Origin of the sequence: Nitrobacter sp. JJSN, assembly GCF_051912485.1 — a bacterium.
GTDB lineage: Bacteria > Pseudomonadota > Alphaproteobacteria > Rhizobiales > Xanthobacteraceae > Nitrobacter.
Map to the genome: position 1 here is coordinate 1766001 of NZ_CP196822.1, position 15418 is coordinate 1781418.

Here is a 15418-nt window from a genome sequence, read left to right on the forward strand (position 1 = left end):
AACTTACGGTGCCGGAGCGTCCGGCACCGTCACCGGAGCGGATGCCGACTGCGGCACGCGCTTGCGAAAATAGAGCGGCGCGAACGCCTCTTTCTGGTTCAGATCCATGACGCCCTCGCGCACCAGTTCGAGCGCGGCCGCAAAACTCGACGCGAACACGGTGGCCCGCTGCGAGGGATCGACGACATAGGTCATCAGATATTCGTCGAGGCATCCCCAGTCCTCGTCGGATAGGCCGACCAGACGCTCAAGGGAGGCTCGTGCTTCGCTCAACGACCAAACAGTGCGCTTGGCCATGTGAACGGTCGCCAATACACGCTGCTGACGCTGCGCGGCATAGGCGGTGAGCAGATCGAACAGCGTCGCCGTGAACGTCGGATGACGAATCTCCGCGATCGATTCCGGGTTTCCGCGCGGAAAGATGTCGCGTCGCAGTTGCTGGCGGTTCATCAGGCGGTTCGAAGCTTCGCGGATAGCCTCGAGGCGGCGCAGGCGATTTGCGAGTGCCGTGGCCATCTCGCCGGCGCTCGGTCCGTCGGCAGTCGCCGGCTCCGGCAGCAGCAATCGCGATTTCAGAAACGCGAGCCATGCCGCCATCACCAGATAGTCGGCGGCCAGTTCGAGACGAATCTTGCGGGCCGCCTCGATGAAAACGAGATACTGGTTGGCGAGCGCAAGAATGGAGATTTTCGACAGGTCGACCTTCTGCTGTCGCGCCAGCGCCAGCAACAGGTCAAGCGGTCCCTCATAGCCCTCGACGTCGACCACGAGCGCGGCCTCGTTATCGACATCGACGCGCTCGGCCGGTCGGCCCGTTTCAAATGACAGAATTTCAGCGGTCATACGTTTGCTGCTCCCGCTCCCGTCAACGCGTCGAGTTCTGCCCGCGCCGCCTCCCGGTCGAACGGCTGCGGCGGCTTGCGCGATGACAAAGCCTGTTGCGCACGGTCCAGCGCTTGCCCCGACAGCTCCGGAGCTTCGTCAGCAACCTGCCGCATCTCCTCCAGTTTGCCGTTGCAGTGCAGGACCATGTCGCAACCGGCTGAAACGATCGCCCGGGTTCGCTCGGCAATAGATCCCGCCAATGCGTTCATGGACACGTCATCACTCATCAACAAACCCTGGAACCCGATCACGCCGCGAATCACCTGTTGGATGATTGTCGCAGAAGTCGTAGCCGGTTGGGTGGCATCAATTGCGCTGAACACAACATGTGCGGTCATCGCCATCGGCAGATCGGCGAGCATCCGAAATGCAGCGAAATCAGTCGCTTCCAGATCATTCCTCGATGAATCCACAACCGGGAGCCCATGATGGGTGTCGGCGGTCGCCCGCCCATGACCCGGAATGTGCTTGAGAACAGGCAAAACGCCGCCCTGCTCTAGTCCCTCGGTGACGGCGCGCGCGATTGCCGCGACCTTGCCAGGATCGGTGCCATAGGCCCGGTCACCGATGACAGCGTCGGCGCCGGGTACCGGAACGTCCGCCAGCGGCAGACAATCGACGGTAATACCAAGATCGGCCAGGTCGGCCGCGATCAGTTGCGCGCTCATCCGCGCCGCTTTCAACCCCGCAGCGCGGTCGCGGTCATAGAGCGCACCGAACACCGCGCCCGGCGGATAGACCGGCCAGTGTGGCGGGCCCAGCCGCTGCACGCGGCCGCCTTCCTGATCGATCAGGACCGGCGCATCGCCATCCCCGACCATCTCTCGAAAGTCTTGAATCAAACGAGCGACTTGCAGGGGATTATCGACATTCCTCTTGAATAGAATGAAGCCCCATGGCCGTTCCGCGCGCAAAAACTCGCGCTCCTCCGCAGTCAGGCTCAAGCCCGACACACCCGTAATAAATGCGCGCGCACTCATGGCGGCCGATTAGCTCGCGTCCGCAGCAAGGGTCAAGGAAATCGCCGTTAATTCCTTTGGATGACGCACTGTCCGCCGGCCGATTTGAGGTTACCGCAGAAGTGCGAGGCCTCCTCTGACGAGCCGAACGGCCCCACCATCGCGCGATAGTAGACACCCTTAGCGCCGAGGTCGGCGCGTTTAATCAACGGTGCACGCGATCCCAGCACCGACGGGAATTTGCCCTGCAGCGCCCGGAACGAGGCCTGTGCGTCCGCTTCGTTCCGTTGCGACGAGACCTGGACCACATAGCCACCGGTGTTGACTGCGGCTGGCGCCTGGGCCGGATTGGTCGAAGCCGTCCGTGTCCGCGGTTCGGCGGAAGCCTGCGGAGACAGCGGTAGCGGCGCATTTGCACCAGGCGCAGCGGTGACGGGAGGCGCATGCCGGGTGGCGTGGGGCGCTGCCTGAGCCTCGGGCCGGGCGGCGGTCGCAGCCGCGAGATCAGCCTGATCACCACGGACCGTCAGAGTCCTGACCCTGCGCGGTTCGTCGCCGGCATTCGCCACGGTCGCGGGAGGTCGGATATTCGGTGTTACGCTTGCCGCCGTCGGCGGATTGGTATTTTGATTCAACGGCGGAAATACCACGCGCGGACCTGAGGTCGTGGCTTCCTTGACGTCGACGGGCTGCTCCTCACGCGACACCATCTGCTCGGTGCCGTTCTCCGTGGACATCCGGTCCTGGATCAATTTGCCAACGGCATCGCCCGAGCCAGTCCTTTGCGGAAGGATCTTGTTGGGCCCGGCATCGGCCTTGATGACCGGCGGCGTGCCGCTCCGGGCCGTACCGGCATAGTTACGGTAAGCGTAAGCCGCCCCGGTGCCGATGACCGCGAGCGCTAAAACAGCGACCACCGTCGCCATCCCGCCGCGACGCTTGGGAGCGGGTTCGTTCTCCTCTACCCCGTAGCCGTCCTGATAGCCGAAAGGTGCTTCCGAATACGTCTCGCGGGGGAACTGGTCTTCATAGGCATACGCAGCACCCTGCCCGTCCGGCAGCCGGCCGAACAGCACGTCGTCATAGCGGTCAGGATCGGCCTGACGATAGGACTCCGGCTCGGGATACTGATCGTGCGGCTCGTTGTCGGGATAGACGGCCGCGCGCCGCAAAACCGGGTGTGGCGCGGCTTCGACTTCCTGCGGCGGATCCGGTTGAACCATCCGCCTTTGAATCCACGACGGCGGCTCAGGGGGAACGTCGTCTTCGATCGGAGGCAGCGGTTCAAAATGATCGACGGGATCATCAGCCGGAACCGTCGGCGCGCTTCGTTTGACGTCCGCGAACGGATCAGTCTGGCCGATTAGCCGAGCAAGCTCCGCTAGCGGGTCCGGCTCCGCCTGTGCGGTCGCGCCGTACTCGTCGCGCCCGTAATCATCCTCCGGGAAAGGTCTGTCCTGATATCGATGAGCCATCGTGATGTCGCGTCCCTTCCGGAAAGGCGCCAACTCGCTCGTTCTAAACGAAACAGCAGCCAATCAAGCCGTCACCAGACCCCCCTTGTGTCGGCTATACCCCATTATCGCATCTCGGCCGGCGCATGAACCCCGAGAATGGCGAGTCCTGATGCGAGAACAGAGACGACGCCCTGAACCAGTGCCAGTCGCGCCCACGTTATTTGTGCATCATTATTGATAATGAAGCGTAAATGAGGCAAATCGCGCCCTTTCGTCCAGAGCGCGTGAAATTCGCTCGCAAGATCATATAGGTAGAAAGCGATCCGGTGCGGCTCGTGTGCGACCGCGGCCGCTTCGACGGTTCGCGGGTAGAGCGCGAGCCGCCGCAGCAATCCGAGTTCAGCTGGATCGGTCAGCCGTTCGACGGCGGCGGCAGCGAGAAAGGCGGCACGTTTTGAGGCGTCTTCCGGCAGGTCCGGGAAAGCCTCACGCGCATTGCGGAAGATCGAGAATCCGCGGGCGTGGCCGTATTGCACGTAGAACACCGGGTTGTCCTTCGACTGCTCGATCACCTTGGCGAGGTCGAAATCCAGCACCGCATCGTTCTTGCGGAATAGCATCATGAAGCGCACGGCGTCGGAGCCGACTTCATCGACCACCTCGCGCAACGTGACAAAATCGCCGGAGCGTTTCGACATCTTCACCGGCTCGCCGTTGCGCAACAGCTTCACGAGCTGCACGATCTTGACGTCGAGGGCGGCCTTGCCTGACGTGACGGCCTTGATCGCGGCCTGCACCCGCTTGATGTAGCCGCCGTGATCGGCGCCCCAGACGTCGACCATGTTGAGGAAGCCGCGGTCGAACTTGGTCTTGTGATAGGCGATGTCGGACGCGAAATAGGTGTAGCCGCCGTCCGACTTCTTCAGCGGACGATCGATATCGTCGCCATAGGCGGTAGCCCGGAACAGGGTCTGTTCGCGATCCTCGTAATCTTCAACCGGCGCACCCTTCGGCGGCGGCAGCCGACCTTCGTAAACATCGCCCTTTGCGCGCAGGAAATCGATGGTCGCGGCGACACGGTCATTGCCGCCCTCGATCAGCGAGCGCTCCGAAAAGAACACCTCGTGCTGGATGTTGAGCGCGGCGAGGTCGCCCTTGATCATCTCCATCATCATGGCGATGGCTTTGGCGCGCGCGACCAGCAGCCACTCTGCTTCCGGCGCCTTCAATAGCTTGTCGCCGTGCTCGGCAGCGAGCGCCTGCCCGACCGGCTTTAGATAGTCGCCGGGATAAAGCCCTTCCGGAATCTCGCCAATGTCCTGACCTAACGCCTCGCGATAGCGTAAATAAGCCGAGCGCGCGAGCACGTCGACCTGCGCGCCCGCGTCGTTGATGTAATATTCGCGCGTCACGTCATAACCGGCGAACGACAAGAGGCTCGCCAGCGCATCGCCGAACACCGCGCCGCGGCAATGGCCGACATGCATGGGTCCGGTCGGATTGGCGGAAACGTATTCGACATTGACCTTTTCGCCCGCGCCCGACGCGCTACGGCCATAACCCTCGCCTTCCCGCAGCACGGTTCGCAACGCATCCGACCAGACCTGCGGCTTCAGGGTCAGGTTGATAAAGCCGGGGCCGGCGATCTCGGCCTTATCGATCAGGCCGTCAGCCTGCAGTTTCGCGGCCACTTTCTCAGCAAGATCGCGCGGCTTGGTCTTGGCATCCTTCGCCAGCACCATCGCGACGTTGGTCGCCATATCGCCGTGAGAGGCGTCGCGCGGCGGTTCGACGACGATCCGCGACAGGTCCAATCCTTCCGGCAGCGCGCCGTCTTCCGCGAGCGCGGAGCAAACCGCGTGCACGCGTGCAAGGACGTCTGCGAACAAATGCTGTGGCGGAGCGGAATTGGTCATGTTTGCCTGAGACTTGCGTTGGCCGGATCACGCGCCGCCTAACGCAATTCCGGGGTCGAGTCAAAAAGCCTGCGATGCTCGGTGATGGCAAACCGGTCGGTCATCCCGGCGATGAAATTGCCGATCCGGCGCGCCCTTTCGACATTAAGCTCGCGGCTTTCGCCGTCCTCCGGCAGCCATTCGGCGGGAAGCGCCGCCGAATCGTCGCGGTAGCGCGCGAACAGGTCCCGGACGATGGTTTCGGCCTCGTCCATCACGCGCATGACGCGGGGGTGACGATACATGCGTTGTTTGAGGAAAGTCTTGATCAGGGCCTCCGCCTCCGCGGCGTCTGACGGAAAAGCAATCAAAGCCCGGCCATAACGGCGGACCTCATCGACCGACTGCGGCCGCGCCTCGGCGAGCTGCCGCTCCGCCTCCGACACGACGGACATAATCAGGCAGGAAATCAGTTCGCGCACCAATTCGGCGCCGCGCCGGTCGTCGTCCAGCAACGGGTGGCGGCGCGCGATATCAGCGATCATTCCGGCGGTCAGCGGCATCGTCTTCAAATCGTCGACGGCAAACAGGCCGGCGCGCAAACCGTCGTCGATGTCGTGGGCATCATAGGCGATGTCGTCGGCGATCGCCGCGACTTGCGCCTCGAGCGAGGCAAAACTCCAGAGTTCCAGATCGTACACTCGGTTGAAATCGGCGATGCCGACCGGGGCGCCGCGACGCTGATACCGCCCGATGGCGTTGCCTGTGGGATCGGTCAGCGGACCGTTGTGCTTGACGATCCCCTCGAGCGCTTCCCAGGTCAGGTTGAGGCCGTCGAAATCCGGATACCGATGCTCCAGCAGGGTCACGACCCGCAGCGTCTGCGCGTTGTGGTCGAATCCGCCATATCCATCGAGGCAGGCGTCCAGCGCCCGCTCGCCGGCGTGACCGAACGGCGGATGGCCGAGATCGTGCGCCAGCGCCAGCGCTTCCGTCAGGTCTTCGTCAAGCCCGAGCTGCCGGGCCAGCGCGCGGGCGATCTGGGCTACCTCGAGGGTATGGGTGAGACGGGTCCGGTAGTGATCGCCTTCGTGATAGACAAACACTTGGGTCTTGTGTTTCAGCCGCCGGAACGCGGTCGAATGGATCACCCGGTCGCAGTCGCGTCGGAACGCGCTGCGGGTCTTGCTCGGTGGCTCGTCGAACAGGCGACCACGGCTACAGCCGGGGTCGCTGGCGTAGGTCGCGCGGGGAACTGCCATTCCGACTGACACGGCGATTTGCCCCCTCCGGTCATTTGATTCCAGTGCCTGGCGCACTTAACTATGGCTTGCGGGCATTGCAAAATATTGGACAATGCCCGCCCATCGCATACGGAGTCGCACGATGACCGAAGCCAACATAACCGTCAGCGAACGCGCGGCGCGCCGGATCGGCGAAATCCTCAAATCCGAGGGCGACGGCGCCATGTTGCGGATCAGCGTCGAAGGCGGCGGCTGTTCGGGATTCCAGTACAAGTTCGACATTGAGCGCGCCAAGGCGGACGACGATCTGGTGATCGCGCGCGATACCGCCGTGGTGCTCGTCGATCCTGCCTCGGTCCCGTTCCTGAGCGGTTCCGAAGTCGATTTCGTCGACGATCTGATCGGGGCGTCGTTCCGGGTGGTCAATCCGAACGCCACCGCTTCCTGCGGCTGCGGCACCAGCTTTTCGATCTAGGCCCGCTTTGGCGAGGGATTGACCCTCGCATGCACCGAATCCCCTCATGCGCATAGCCACTTGGAACGTCAACTCCGTCCGGCAGCGGCTGGATCACCTGCTAGCGTGGCTGGCAGAGACCGCGCCGGACGTCGTTTGTCTCCAGGAGATCAAATGCGTCGACGACCAATTTCCGCGCGAGGCCATCGAGGCGCTCGGCTACAACGTGGTGACGCACGGCCAGAAGACCTTCAACGGCGTGGCGCTGCTGTCGAAATTCCCGTTCGACGAAACCCGGCCACGGCTCGCCGGCGATGACGGTGACGTGCAGTCGAGATTTCTCGAGGGCGTCGTTTCGCTCAAGCACGGGGTGATCCGGATCGCCTGCCTCTATCTGCCCAATGGCAATCCGCCGAATACCGAGAAGTATCCTTATAAACTCAACTGGATGTCGCGCCTTGTTGATTATTCAAGAGAGCGTCTGAATGCTGAGGAGGCCTTTGTTCTCGCCGGCGATTTCAATGTTATTCCCGCGCCGCGCGACGTCTACAATCCCGCGGCGTGGGTCGACGATGCCTTGTTTCGTCCGCAGACGCGGGAGGCATTTCAGACGCTGCTCGGGCTCGGCCTGACCGATGCGCTGCGTGCTTCATCAGATGCCGACGGGGAATATACCTTCTGGGATTATCAGGCAGGCGCCTGGCAGAAGAACAACGGACTGCGGATCGATCACCTGCTGCTGTCGCCGCAGGCCAGCGACCGGCTCAGCGGGGTGGGTATCGATCGCCATGTCCGCGCCTGGGAAAAGGCGTCGGACCATGTTCCTGTCTGGATCGATCTCGATCTGGACTCGGCCGGATCGGCCTGAGCGAACTCGCGGGTGTTAATCCCGCCGCCCCTGCACCCAATGCTCCAGCATTTGCAGTGCCATGGCGCGATCGTCTTCGGACGCCTTTGAGATCGCCTTATTGTAACTCTCGGTGATCCAGGTCTCGTCTGGCTGAGCGGCATCGCGCGCCAGCGTCAGCCACATCAGCCCGCGCGCCGCCTGGCGGGGCAACTGATCGCCGGTGAACAGCATCTTGCCCAGCATCGCCTGGGCCTCATGCTGGCCCTTCTGAGCCGCGAGGCCAAGCCAGCGGGCGCCGTATTTGACGTCGTGGGGGGCGCCGATTCCTTTCAGATAAAGCCGCGCCAGATCGTACTGCGCGTCGGCATTGCCGAAATATGAGGCCGCATAGGAGAACATCTCTCGCGCGCGCTCCGCGTCGCGCTTGATCTTCGAGTTCGGGATGCCCTGGAGGTAATAGCGTCCAAGCGCGACGAACGCGTTGGCGACAACCGCGGCCTGCGGCGCCGAAGGGTTGTCCTCGGCATGGGCATTGGCGATCCGGCTGAAGTACTCGAAGGCGCGCTGATCGTCCTGGGTGACGCCGTCGCCGTCCGCGTACATCCGCCCCAGCCGCCACTGGGCAATGGGGTGACCTCCCTCGGCAGCATATTGCAGGGCCGTTAGCGAGGTGCTCGGGGGTAGTGCCTTCTTCAGCGTTTGGCCGCCGGCAAGAGGCGCGGAGGCCACAGGAAGCGCTGCCGCGGTGGCATCCTGCTGGCCGGCCACGGTTCCGTCAAAGGCATACGCCGGCGCGCTCGCGCAGGCCGCGCCCCACACCAACGCAACAATAACTGTGCTTCTAAACGTCCGCATAACACAACTTCTCGTACACCCCGCCCCGATAGGTCAGAGCACCGCTGACTGCCGGTCCAATCCGCTGGGCATATTTCCTGAGCTTAACGGATGTATGGTTGGTCGCGCGGCGCTGCCAATTGGTCTTTCGTTCGGTGCGTCCGGCGCTAGTCAAATTTACGTTAAGTGTCTCGGCAACCACGACGATGCCGGAAGGTTTGACGGGGTGACGGACCTGCTGCCCGGTCGATCCCGCGGCATGAAACGAGCGGCGGGGCGCACGATCCTGACCTTCCGCCGCATGAAGGTTCGCCAGCCTGCTCCTGATGCCCGTCCTGACCATCGCCAACCTGTTTCCCCGGCGGCCTCTTTTTGACTGGATCGCTCCGTGCGAGGGAATGTCCCGGGCCACGAGCGTCCGCCTTAAGCCGACATTGGAATAATTCGCGAAGTGGTGTGGCTAAATAGCGGCGTCTGCAAGAGCCACTTGTTCGCAGGGTTAAATGTTCAATTGGTGTTGCGCGCTGGCAACAAAGGTTGCCGCCGGGCAACCATCGTCCGGTCGGCCCTTCGAACGGAAATCCGCGCCGCCGGGCAAACGGCGACGGCTTCGAGCTATTCCGGCTTTGATGGAATCAAAGCCGGGCGCCAGCTTATTTTTTACGCGTTTTCTTCACGCGAACCGGTATCCACTTCGCTCGAAAACGCTATAGCTTCTCACATATTCAACGCGCGCCCGTAGGCGTCGAGCACCGCTTCCTTCATCATCTCGGACAGCGTGGGATGCGGGAAAATGGTGTGCATCAACTCCTGCTCGGTGGTCTCCAGGTTCATCGCAACAACGTAACCCTGGATCAGTTCGGTGACCTCCGCGCCGACCATGTGGGCGCCGAGCAGTTGCCCGGTCGTCTTGTCGAAGATGACCTTCACCAGCCCCTGGTCCTCGCCCAGCGCAATGGCCTTGCCGTTGCCTGCAAACGGGAAGCGGCCGACGCGGATGTCCCTGCCCGCCTCCTTGGCCTTGGCTTCGGTCAGGCCGACAGATGCGATTTGAGGATGGCAATAGGTGCAGCCCGGGATCAACAACTTGTCCATCGGGTGCGGATTGAGCCCCTTGATCGCCTCGATGCAGATGACCCCCTCGTGCTCGGCCTTGTGCGCCAGCATCGGTGGTCCCGCGACATCGCCGATCGCGTAGATGCCGGGCACGTTAGTCCTGCCGTAGCCGTCGATCACGATGCAGCCGCGGTCGGTTTTCACGCCGAGCTTCTCCAATCCGAGATTCTCGATATTGCCGACCACGCCGACCGCCGAGATCACCCGCTCGAACTCGACGGTGACCGGCTTGCCATCGCCCGCGTCGATGGTGGCGACGACGCTGTCGGCCTTCTTGTCGAGCTTCGTGACCTTGGTGGAGGTCATGATCTTGATGCCCTGCTTCTCGAACTGCTTGCGGGCGAGCGCGGCGATCTCGGCATCTTCAACGGGAAGGACCTGCGGCAGCACCTCGACCACGGTGACCTCGGCCCCCATGGTGCGGAAGAACGAGGCGAACTCGATGCCTATCGCGCCGGAGCCGACGACGAGCAGCGACTTCGGAATCTTCGGCGCGACCATCGCCTCGAAATAGGTCCAGACCAGCTTGCCGTCCTGCTCAAGGCCGGGCAGCACGCGCGGCCGCGCGCCGGTGGCGACGATAATATGCTTGGCCTGATAGCTGCCTTCGCCAAGCGCGCCCTTGGGTGGCTCGGTGATGAGGCGAGAGTCGGACTTCTTCACCGTGATCTTTCCGGGCGCATCGATCGACGCCTCGCCCGAGATCACCGTGATCTTGTTCTTCTTCATGAGGAAGCCGACGCCTTCGTTGAGGCGCTTGGAAACGCCGCGCGAGCGCTGCACCACGGCCGTCGGATCGTAGCTCACCTTCTCCGCCGACAGGCCGTAGTCCTTGGCGTGCTTCATGTAGTGATAGATTTCCGCCGAGCGCAGCAGCGCCTTGGTCGGAATGCAGCCCCAGTTGAGGCAGATGCCGCCGAGATACTGCTTCTCGACGATTGCCGTTTTGAAACCCAGTTGTGCCGCGCGGATCGCGGTGACGTAGCCGCCGGGGCCCGAGCCGATGATGATGACGTCGAAAGATGATTCAGCCATTTGCAACTCCGCCCGCTCGCCGGCGCTGTCTTGAAATCAGCAATTTCCGAATTCCGAACTCGATCAGCGCCATAGCAGTCAGAACTCCAAGCGCGCAGTAAATCAAAAACTGCCCGAGACTGCGCGCCAGTTGTTCGCCGGAGTTGTAGGCGCTGTAGATGATGTCATACCCAACCGGATTGAGGCCCGCCGCGGCAGCGAGAAGAAAGGAAATCCAGGGCCATGACGTCGTGACATGCATGGGCCGCCAGACTTTGGACATCACACCATCATCATCACGGGGTTTTCGATCAGCGTCTTGAACGCGCCGATCAGCTCGGCGCCGAGCGCGCCGTCGACCGCGCGGTGATCGCAGGACAGCGTCACGCTCATGATGTGCGCCGCCTCGATCTTGCCGCCCCGCACGACCGCCCGCTCCTCGCTGGCGCCGACTGCGAGGATCGTTGCGTGCGGCGGGTTGATGACCGCGGTGAAATCCTTGATGCCGTACATGCCGAGGTTGGAGATTGCCGTCGTGCCACCCTGATATTCCTCGGGCTTGAGTTTTCGCGCCCGCGCCCGCGCAGCGAAATCCTTCATCTCTGACGAAATGGCAGAGAGCGATTTGGTTTCCGCCTTGCGGATGATCGGCGTGATCAATCCGCCCGGCATCGCAACCGCAACGCCGATATCGGAATGCCTGTGCTTGAGCATGCCGCCTTCGGTCCAGCTTACATTGGCGCTCGGAACGCGTTGCAACGCCATCGCCATCGCCTTGATGACGAAGTCGTTGACCGAGAGCTTGTAGAACGGCTTCTTCTCCTTGTCCTTCGGCGCGGATGCGTTGATGTCCTCGCGCGCGGCCAAAAGCCGCCCGATATCGCAGTCCATCGTCAGGTAGAAATGCGGAATGGTCTGTATCGAGGCGGTCAGGCGCTGTGCGATCGTCCGGCGCATGTTGTCGTGCGGCACGATTTCATAGGAGCCGTTCTCGAACAGCGACAGGATCTGCTTGTCGGACATTGCCGGCGCGATGGCCGGCGCGCCTGTGGGCGCAGCGGCCGGCGCCTTCAGGCCCTTGCCGGATTTCGCCTGCTCCACATCGCGCGCGACGACGCGGCCATGCGGACCGCTGCCCTCGATGCGTGTCAGCTCAATGCCCGCTTCGTTGGCGAGCCGCCGCGCCAGAGGAGATGAGAAGATGCGGGCGTGGCCGTTCGCGGAAGACGCGAATGCTGCTTGCGATCCTGAGGATGCAGGCTTGGGCGCAGGAGCGCTGGAGGATGGCTCAGCGGTTCCAGCCGCGCCCCCAGATTTCGCCTCCACCTTGGATTCGACTTTTGCTTCGGCCTTCGGCTCGGGTTTTGCAGGTGCACCGCCGCTGCTCGCCGCCGCCTTGACGTCTTCACCATCGCCGGCAAGCACCGCGATCACGTTATTGACCGGCACATCCTGCGTGCCTTCCGGCACCAAAATCTTCGCGATGGTACCCTCGTCCACCGCCTCGACTTCCATGGTCGCCTTGTCGGTCTCGATCTCGGCGATGACGTCGCCCGACTTGACCTTGTCGCCTTCCTTCTTGAGCCACTTGGCGAGGTTGCCCTTTTCCATCGTCGGCGACAGCGCGGGCATCAGGATGTTGATCGGCATGGTCGTCTTTCATTTCGCTAGTCGCTTGAATACCGGCTCTTCCATCGCAAGAAAATGAATCTCGTTTTCCATACTGGAAATAAAATATTCTCTCACAGGGCCTACAGACTTCATTGCGCCGGTGTCTTTCAGGAACTCGTCATAAATGGGAGCGTGGCTTGAGCTGATGATACGAAAGAACGGCGCCCGAAATGGTCCATTCGGCAATTTTGGCTTACCAGCTCCGGCATCATAGAATTCGTCTGCGATCACACGTACCCACACAGCTTTATTGATAGAACATTCCCACAGTTCTCGCTGATCCCTCTGCTCGCGAACACAATCTATCGGTATTACAAAGGTGTCATTTTTCCACGATCCTTGGGTTATAAAAAAATACTTATAACCCTCAGACGAAAGCGGATTTTCCCACCACTCCAGAGAATCTCCGCATACAACATCAGAAATTCTTTCAGACATTCTACCGATAACAGATGGCTTTGGCCGCCTCGACGACTTCGGCTACCGAGGGTAGCGCGAGCTTTTCGAGATTGGCCGCATAAGGCATCGGCACGTCCCTGCCCGAAACGCGCATCACCGGCGCGTCGAGATAATCGAACGCGTGTTCCATGATGCGCGAGACGATCTCGGCGCCGACGCCGGACTGCTGCCAGCCCTCCTCCACGGTCACCGCGCGGCCGGTCTTCTGCACCGAGGCCACGATGGTTTCGGTATCCATCGGACGCAGCGTGCGCAGGTCGATGACCTCGGCCTCAATGCCGTCCTTGGCGAGCTCATCGGCGGCCTTCAGCGCATAGGTCATGCCGTTCGACCATGAAATCAGCGTGACGTGACTGCCAGCCCGCGCGATCCGCGCCTTGCCGATCGGCAGCACATAGTCGTCGAGCTTCGGCACCGGACCGGTGTGTCCGTAAAGGATTTCGTTCTCGAGGAAGATCACCGGATTGGGATCGCGGATCGCGGCTTTCAGAAGCCCCTTGTAGTCGGCGGCGGAATACGGAGCGATCACCTTGAGGCCGGGGATTTGCGAGTACCACGCCGAATAATCCTGGCTGTGCTGGGCGGCGACACGTGCGGCCGCGCCGTTCGGACCGCGGAACACGATCGAGCAGCCCATCTGGCCGCCGGACATGTAAAGCGTCTTGGCGGCGGAATTGATGATCTGGTCGATCGCCTGCATGGCGAAGTTGAAAGTCATGAATTCGACGATCGGCTTCAGGCCCGCCATCGCCGCGCCAACGCCAACGCCGGCAAAGCCGTGCTCGGTGATCGGGGTATCGATCACGCGCCGCGCGCCGAACTCCTCCAGCAGACCCTGCGACACCTTGTAGGCGCCCTGATATTCGGCAACCTCCTCCCCCATCAGGAAGACGTCGCCGTCGCGGCGCATCTCCTCGGCCATGGCGTCGCGCAGCGCCTCGCGGATAGTAATGGTCACCATCTCGGTGCCGGCAGGAATGTCGGGATCTTCGGGAATCTCCATCGCCGGCCCGGCGGGTCGTTTGGGGTCGGAGATCATCGGCTTGCCCTCGCCGACCGGCGAACGGGATTCCGCAACTTCCTTCGAAACGTCCTGGGCAGGAGCGGCGGGCGTCTTTGCCGCCTTCGGCGCCTTTCCGAGATCGGAAGCACTTTCGCCCTCACTCAGGATGGTGGCGATCGGCGTGTTCACCGCGACGTCGTTGGTGCCTTCCGGAATCAAAATCTTGCCGAGCGTGCCCTCGTCGGTCGCCTCGACCTCCATGGTCGCCTTGTCGGTCTCGATCTCGGCGATGACGTCGCCGGACCTGATCGCCTCACCTTCCTTCTTCAACCACTTGGCGAGGTTGCCCTTCTCCATGGTCGGCGAAAGCGCGGGCATCAGAACTTGGATTGGCATGATCGCTCCAAAAAAGACGTGCGCGCTCAGCGATAAATATCGGTGTAGAGTTCGGACGCATCCGGCTCGGGATCGTTTTGCGCGAAGTCCGCAGCCGTATTGACGATCTGGCGTGCCCCGGCGTCGATCTTCTTCAACTCATCCTCGGAGACCTTGGCCGCCAACAGCCTATTGCGGACCTGTTCGATCGGATCCTGATCGTGCCGGACCTTGTCGACTTCCTCGCGCGTCCGGTACTTCGCCGGATCGGACATCGAGTGGCCGCGATAGCGGTAGGTCTGCATCTCCAGGATATAGGGTCCGTTGCCCTCGCGACACCACTTCACCGCCCTGTCGCCCGCCGCCTTCACGGCGCAGACGTCCATGCCGTCGACCTGTTCGCCGGGAATATTGAAGGAGACGCCACGCTTGGAAAAATCCGTCTGCGCCGACGAGCGCGTCACCGACGTACCCATGGCGTAACGATTGTTCTCGATAATGTAGACCACCGGGAGCTTCCACAGCTCGGCCATGTTGAAGCTCTCATAGACCTGGCCTTGATTGGCGGCGCCGTCTCCGAAATAAGCGAGACTGACGCGATCGTTGCCGCGATAGCGATTGGCGAAGGCGAGGCCCGTTCCGAGCGACACCTGCGCGCCGACGATGCCGTGACCGCCGTAGAAGTTCTTCTCCTTGCTGAACATGTGCATGGAGCCGCCCTTACCCTTGGAATAGCCGCCGCGGCGCCCGGTCAGTTCGGCCATCACGCCTCTGGCGTCCATGCCGCAGGCCAGCATGTGACCATGATCGCGGTAGCCGGTTATGACCTGATCGCCCTCGCCGAGCGCCATCTGCATCCCGACCACGATCGCTTCCTGGCCGATGTAGAGATGGCAGAAACCGCCGATCGCACCCATTCCGTAGAGCTGACCGGCCTTTTCCTCGAAACGGCGGATCAGCAACATATCGCGCAGCGCCTGAAAGTCCTGCTCGCGCGTGAATTTGGGCGGTGACGGGCTATTCGAGCTGTCGTCTGCTGCCTGCGCGACGCTTTTTTTGGATGCGGCCATGTCAATTCCGGATGCGGGAAGGATCACCTTCTCTAGCCCAACTCAGGCAACCTTGAAAGCACGCGATCAAATTGATGCGCGCAGCTTTCCGCATTGCAGCGACAGCGAAATTCCGTGACCGAAAAGGGAATG

14 protein-coding genes are annotated in these 15418 nt (G+C 62.1%); 2 read left to right on the plus strand and 12 right to left on the minus strand.

Features of this window, described 5'->3' with window-relative positions; translation table 11 throughout:
* Positions 1 to 3 precede the first annotated feature (3 nt).
* The 5 genes from ACSZOQ_RS08765 to ACSZOQ_RS08785 form a co-directional block, all read right to left on the minus strand.
* Positions 4 to 843 carry a segregation and condensation protein A gene (locus tag ACSZOQ_RS08765; RefSeq protein WP_439925628.1) on the minus strand — a complete coding sequence of 280 codons (840 nt, stop codon included), beginning with the start codon at positions 841 to 843 and terminating at the stop codon, positions 4 to 6.
* Positions 840 to 1865, minus strand: a complete 1026-nt coding sequence (gene nagZ / locus ACSZOQ_RS08770; RefSeq protein WP_439925629.1) for a beta-N-acetylhexosaminidase — start codon at positions 1863 to 1865, stop codon at positions 840 to 842. The genes ACSZOQ_RS08765 and nagZ overlap by 4 nt, the downstream gene beginning before the upstream one ends.
* 47 nt (positions 1866 to 1912) lie before the next feature.
* Entirely contained in the window at positions 1913 to 3319 is a 1407-nt protein-coding gene (locus tag ACSZOQ_RS08775; RefSeq protein ID WP_439925630.1) for an SPOR domain-containing protein, read from the minus strand.
* A 104-nt stretch (positions 3320 to 3423) separates the two neighbouring features.
* Positions 3424 to 5217 (minus strand): arginine--tRNA ligase, encoded by a 1794-nt coding sequence (argS, locus tag ACSZOQ_RS08780; protein WP_439925631.1) that lies wholly within the window; start codon positions 5215 to 5217, stop codon positions 3424 to 3426.
* A 38-nt stretch (positions 5218 to 5255) separates the two neighbouring features.
* On the minus strand, positions 5256 to 6470 hold the full coding sequence (locus ACSZOQ_RS08785) for a deoxyguanosinetriphosphate triphosphohydrolase (protein WP_439925632.1): 1215 nt from the start codon (positions 6468 to 6470) through the stop codon (positions 5256 to 5258).
* A 112-nt stretch (positions 6471 to 6582) separates the two neighbouring features.
* On the opposite strand from ACSZOQ_RS08785, the gene erpA reads away from it, so the two are divergent.
* Together erpA and xth are read left to right on the plus strand one after the other, a co-directional pair.
* Complete coding sequence (gene erpA / locus ACSZOQ_RS08790; protein ID WP_438274620.1) at positions 6583 to 6915, plus strand: iron-sulfur cluster insertion protein ErpA; 333 nt, start codon at positions 6583 to 6585, stop codon at positions 6913 to 6915.
* 46 nt (positions 6916 to 6961) lie between these two features.
* Positions 6962 to 7762 (plus strand): exodeoxyribonuclease III, encoded by an 801-nt coding sequence (xth, locus tag ACSZOQ_RS08795; protein ID WP_439925633.1) that lies wholly within the window; start codon positions 6962 to 6964, stop codon positions 7760 to 7762.
* Between the two features lie 15 nt (positions 7763 to 7777).
* On the opposite strand, the gene ACSZOQ_RS08800 is transcribed toward xth, so the two are convergent.
* From ACSZOQ_RS08800 to pdhA, 7 genes are all read right to left on the minus strand, one after another.
* Positions 7778 to 8599: a tetratricopeptide repeat protein gene (locus tag ACSZOQ_RS08800; RefSeq protein ID WP_439925634.1), complete on the minus strand. Its 822-nt coding sequence runs from the start codon at positions 8597 to 8599 to the stop codon at positions 7778 to 7780.
* Between the two features lie 696 nt (positions 8600 to 9295).
* Entirely contained in the window at positions 9296 to 10729 is a 1434-nt protein-coding gene (gene lpdA, locus ACSZOQ_RS08805; protein WP_439925635.1) for a dihydrolipoyl dehydrogenase, read from the minus strand.
* Positions 10722 to 10991, minus strand: coding sequence for a hypothetical protein (locus tag ACSZOQ_RS08810; protein ID WP_439925636.1), 270 nt, complete (start codon positions 10989 to 10991; stop codon positions 10722 to 10724). Before ACSZOQ_RS08810 ends, lpdA begins: the two co-directional genes overlap by 8 nt.
* A complete protein-coding gene (locus ACSZOQ_RS08815) occupies positions 10991 to 12358 on the minus strand; it encodes a pyruvate dehydrogenase complex dihydrolipoamide acetyltransferase (protein ID WP_439925637.1) in 1368 nt (455 codons plus the stop codon). The genes ACSZOQ_RS08810 and ACSZOQ_RS08815 overlap by 1 nt, the downstream gene beginning before the upstream one ends.
* A 9-nt stretch (positions 12359 to 12367) precedes the next feature.
* Positions 12368 to 12817, minus strand: coding sequence for a hypothetical protein (locus tag ACSZOQ_RS08820; protein WP_439925638.1), 450 nt, complete (start codon positions 12815 to 12817; stop codon positions 12368 to 12370).
* A 1-nt stretch (position 12818) separates the two neighbouring features.
* Positions 12819 to 14237 (minus strand): pyruvate dehydrogenase complex E1 component subunit beta, encoded by a 1419-nt coding sequence (locus ACSZOQ_RS08825; protein ID WP_439925639.1) that lies wholly within the window; start codon positions 14235 to 14237, stop codon positions 12819 to 12821.
* 26 nt (positions 14238 to 14263) lie between these two features.
* Positions 14264 to 15286, minus strand: coding sequence for a pyruvate dehydrogenase (acetyl-transferring) E1 component subunit alpha (pdhA, locus tag ACSZOQ_RS08830; RefSeq protein ID WP_439925640.1), 1023 nt, complete (start codon positions 15284 to 15286; stop codon positions 14264 to 14266).
* Positions 15287 to 15418 lie beyond the last annotated feature (132 nt).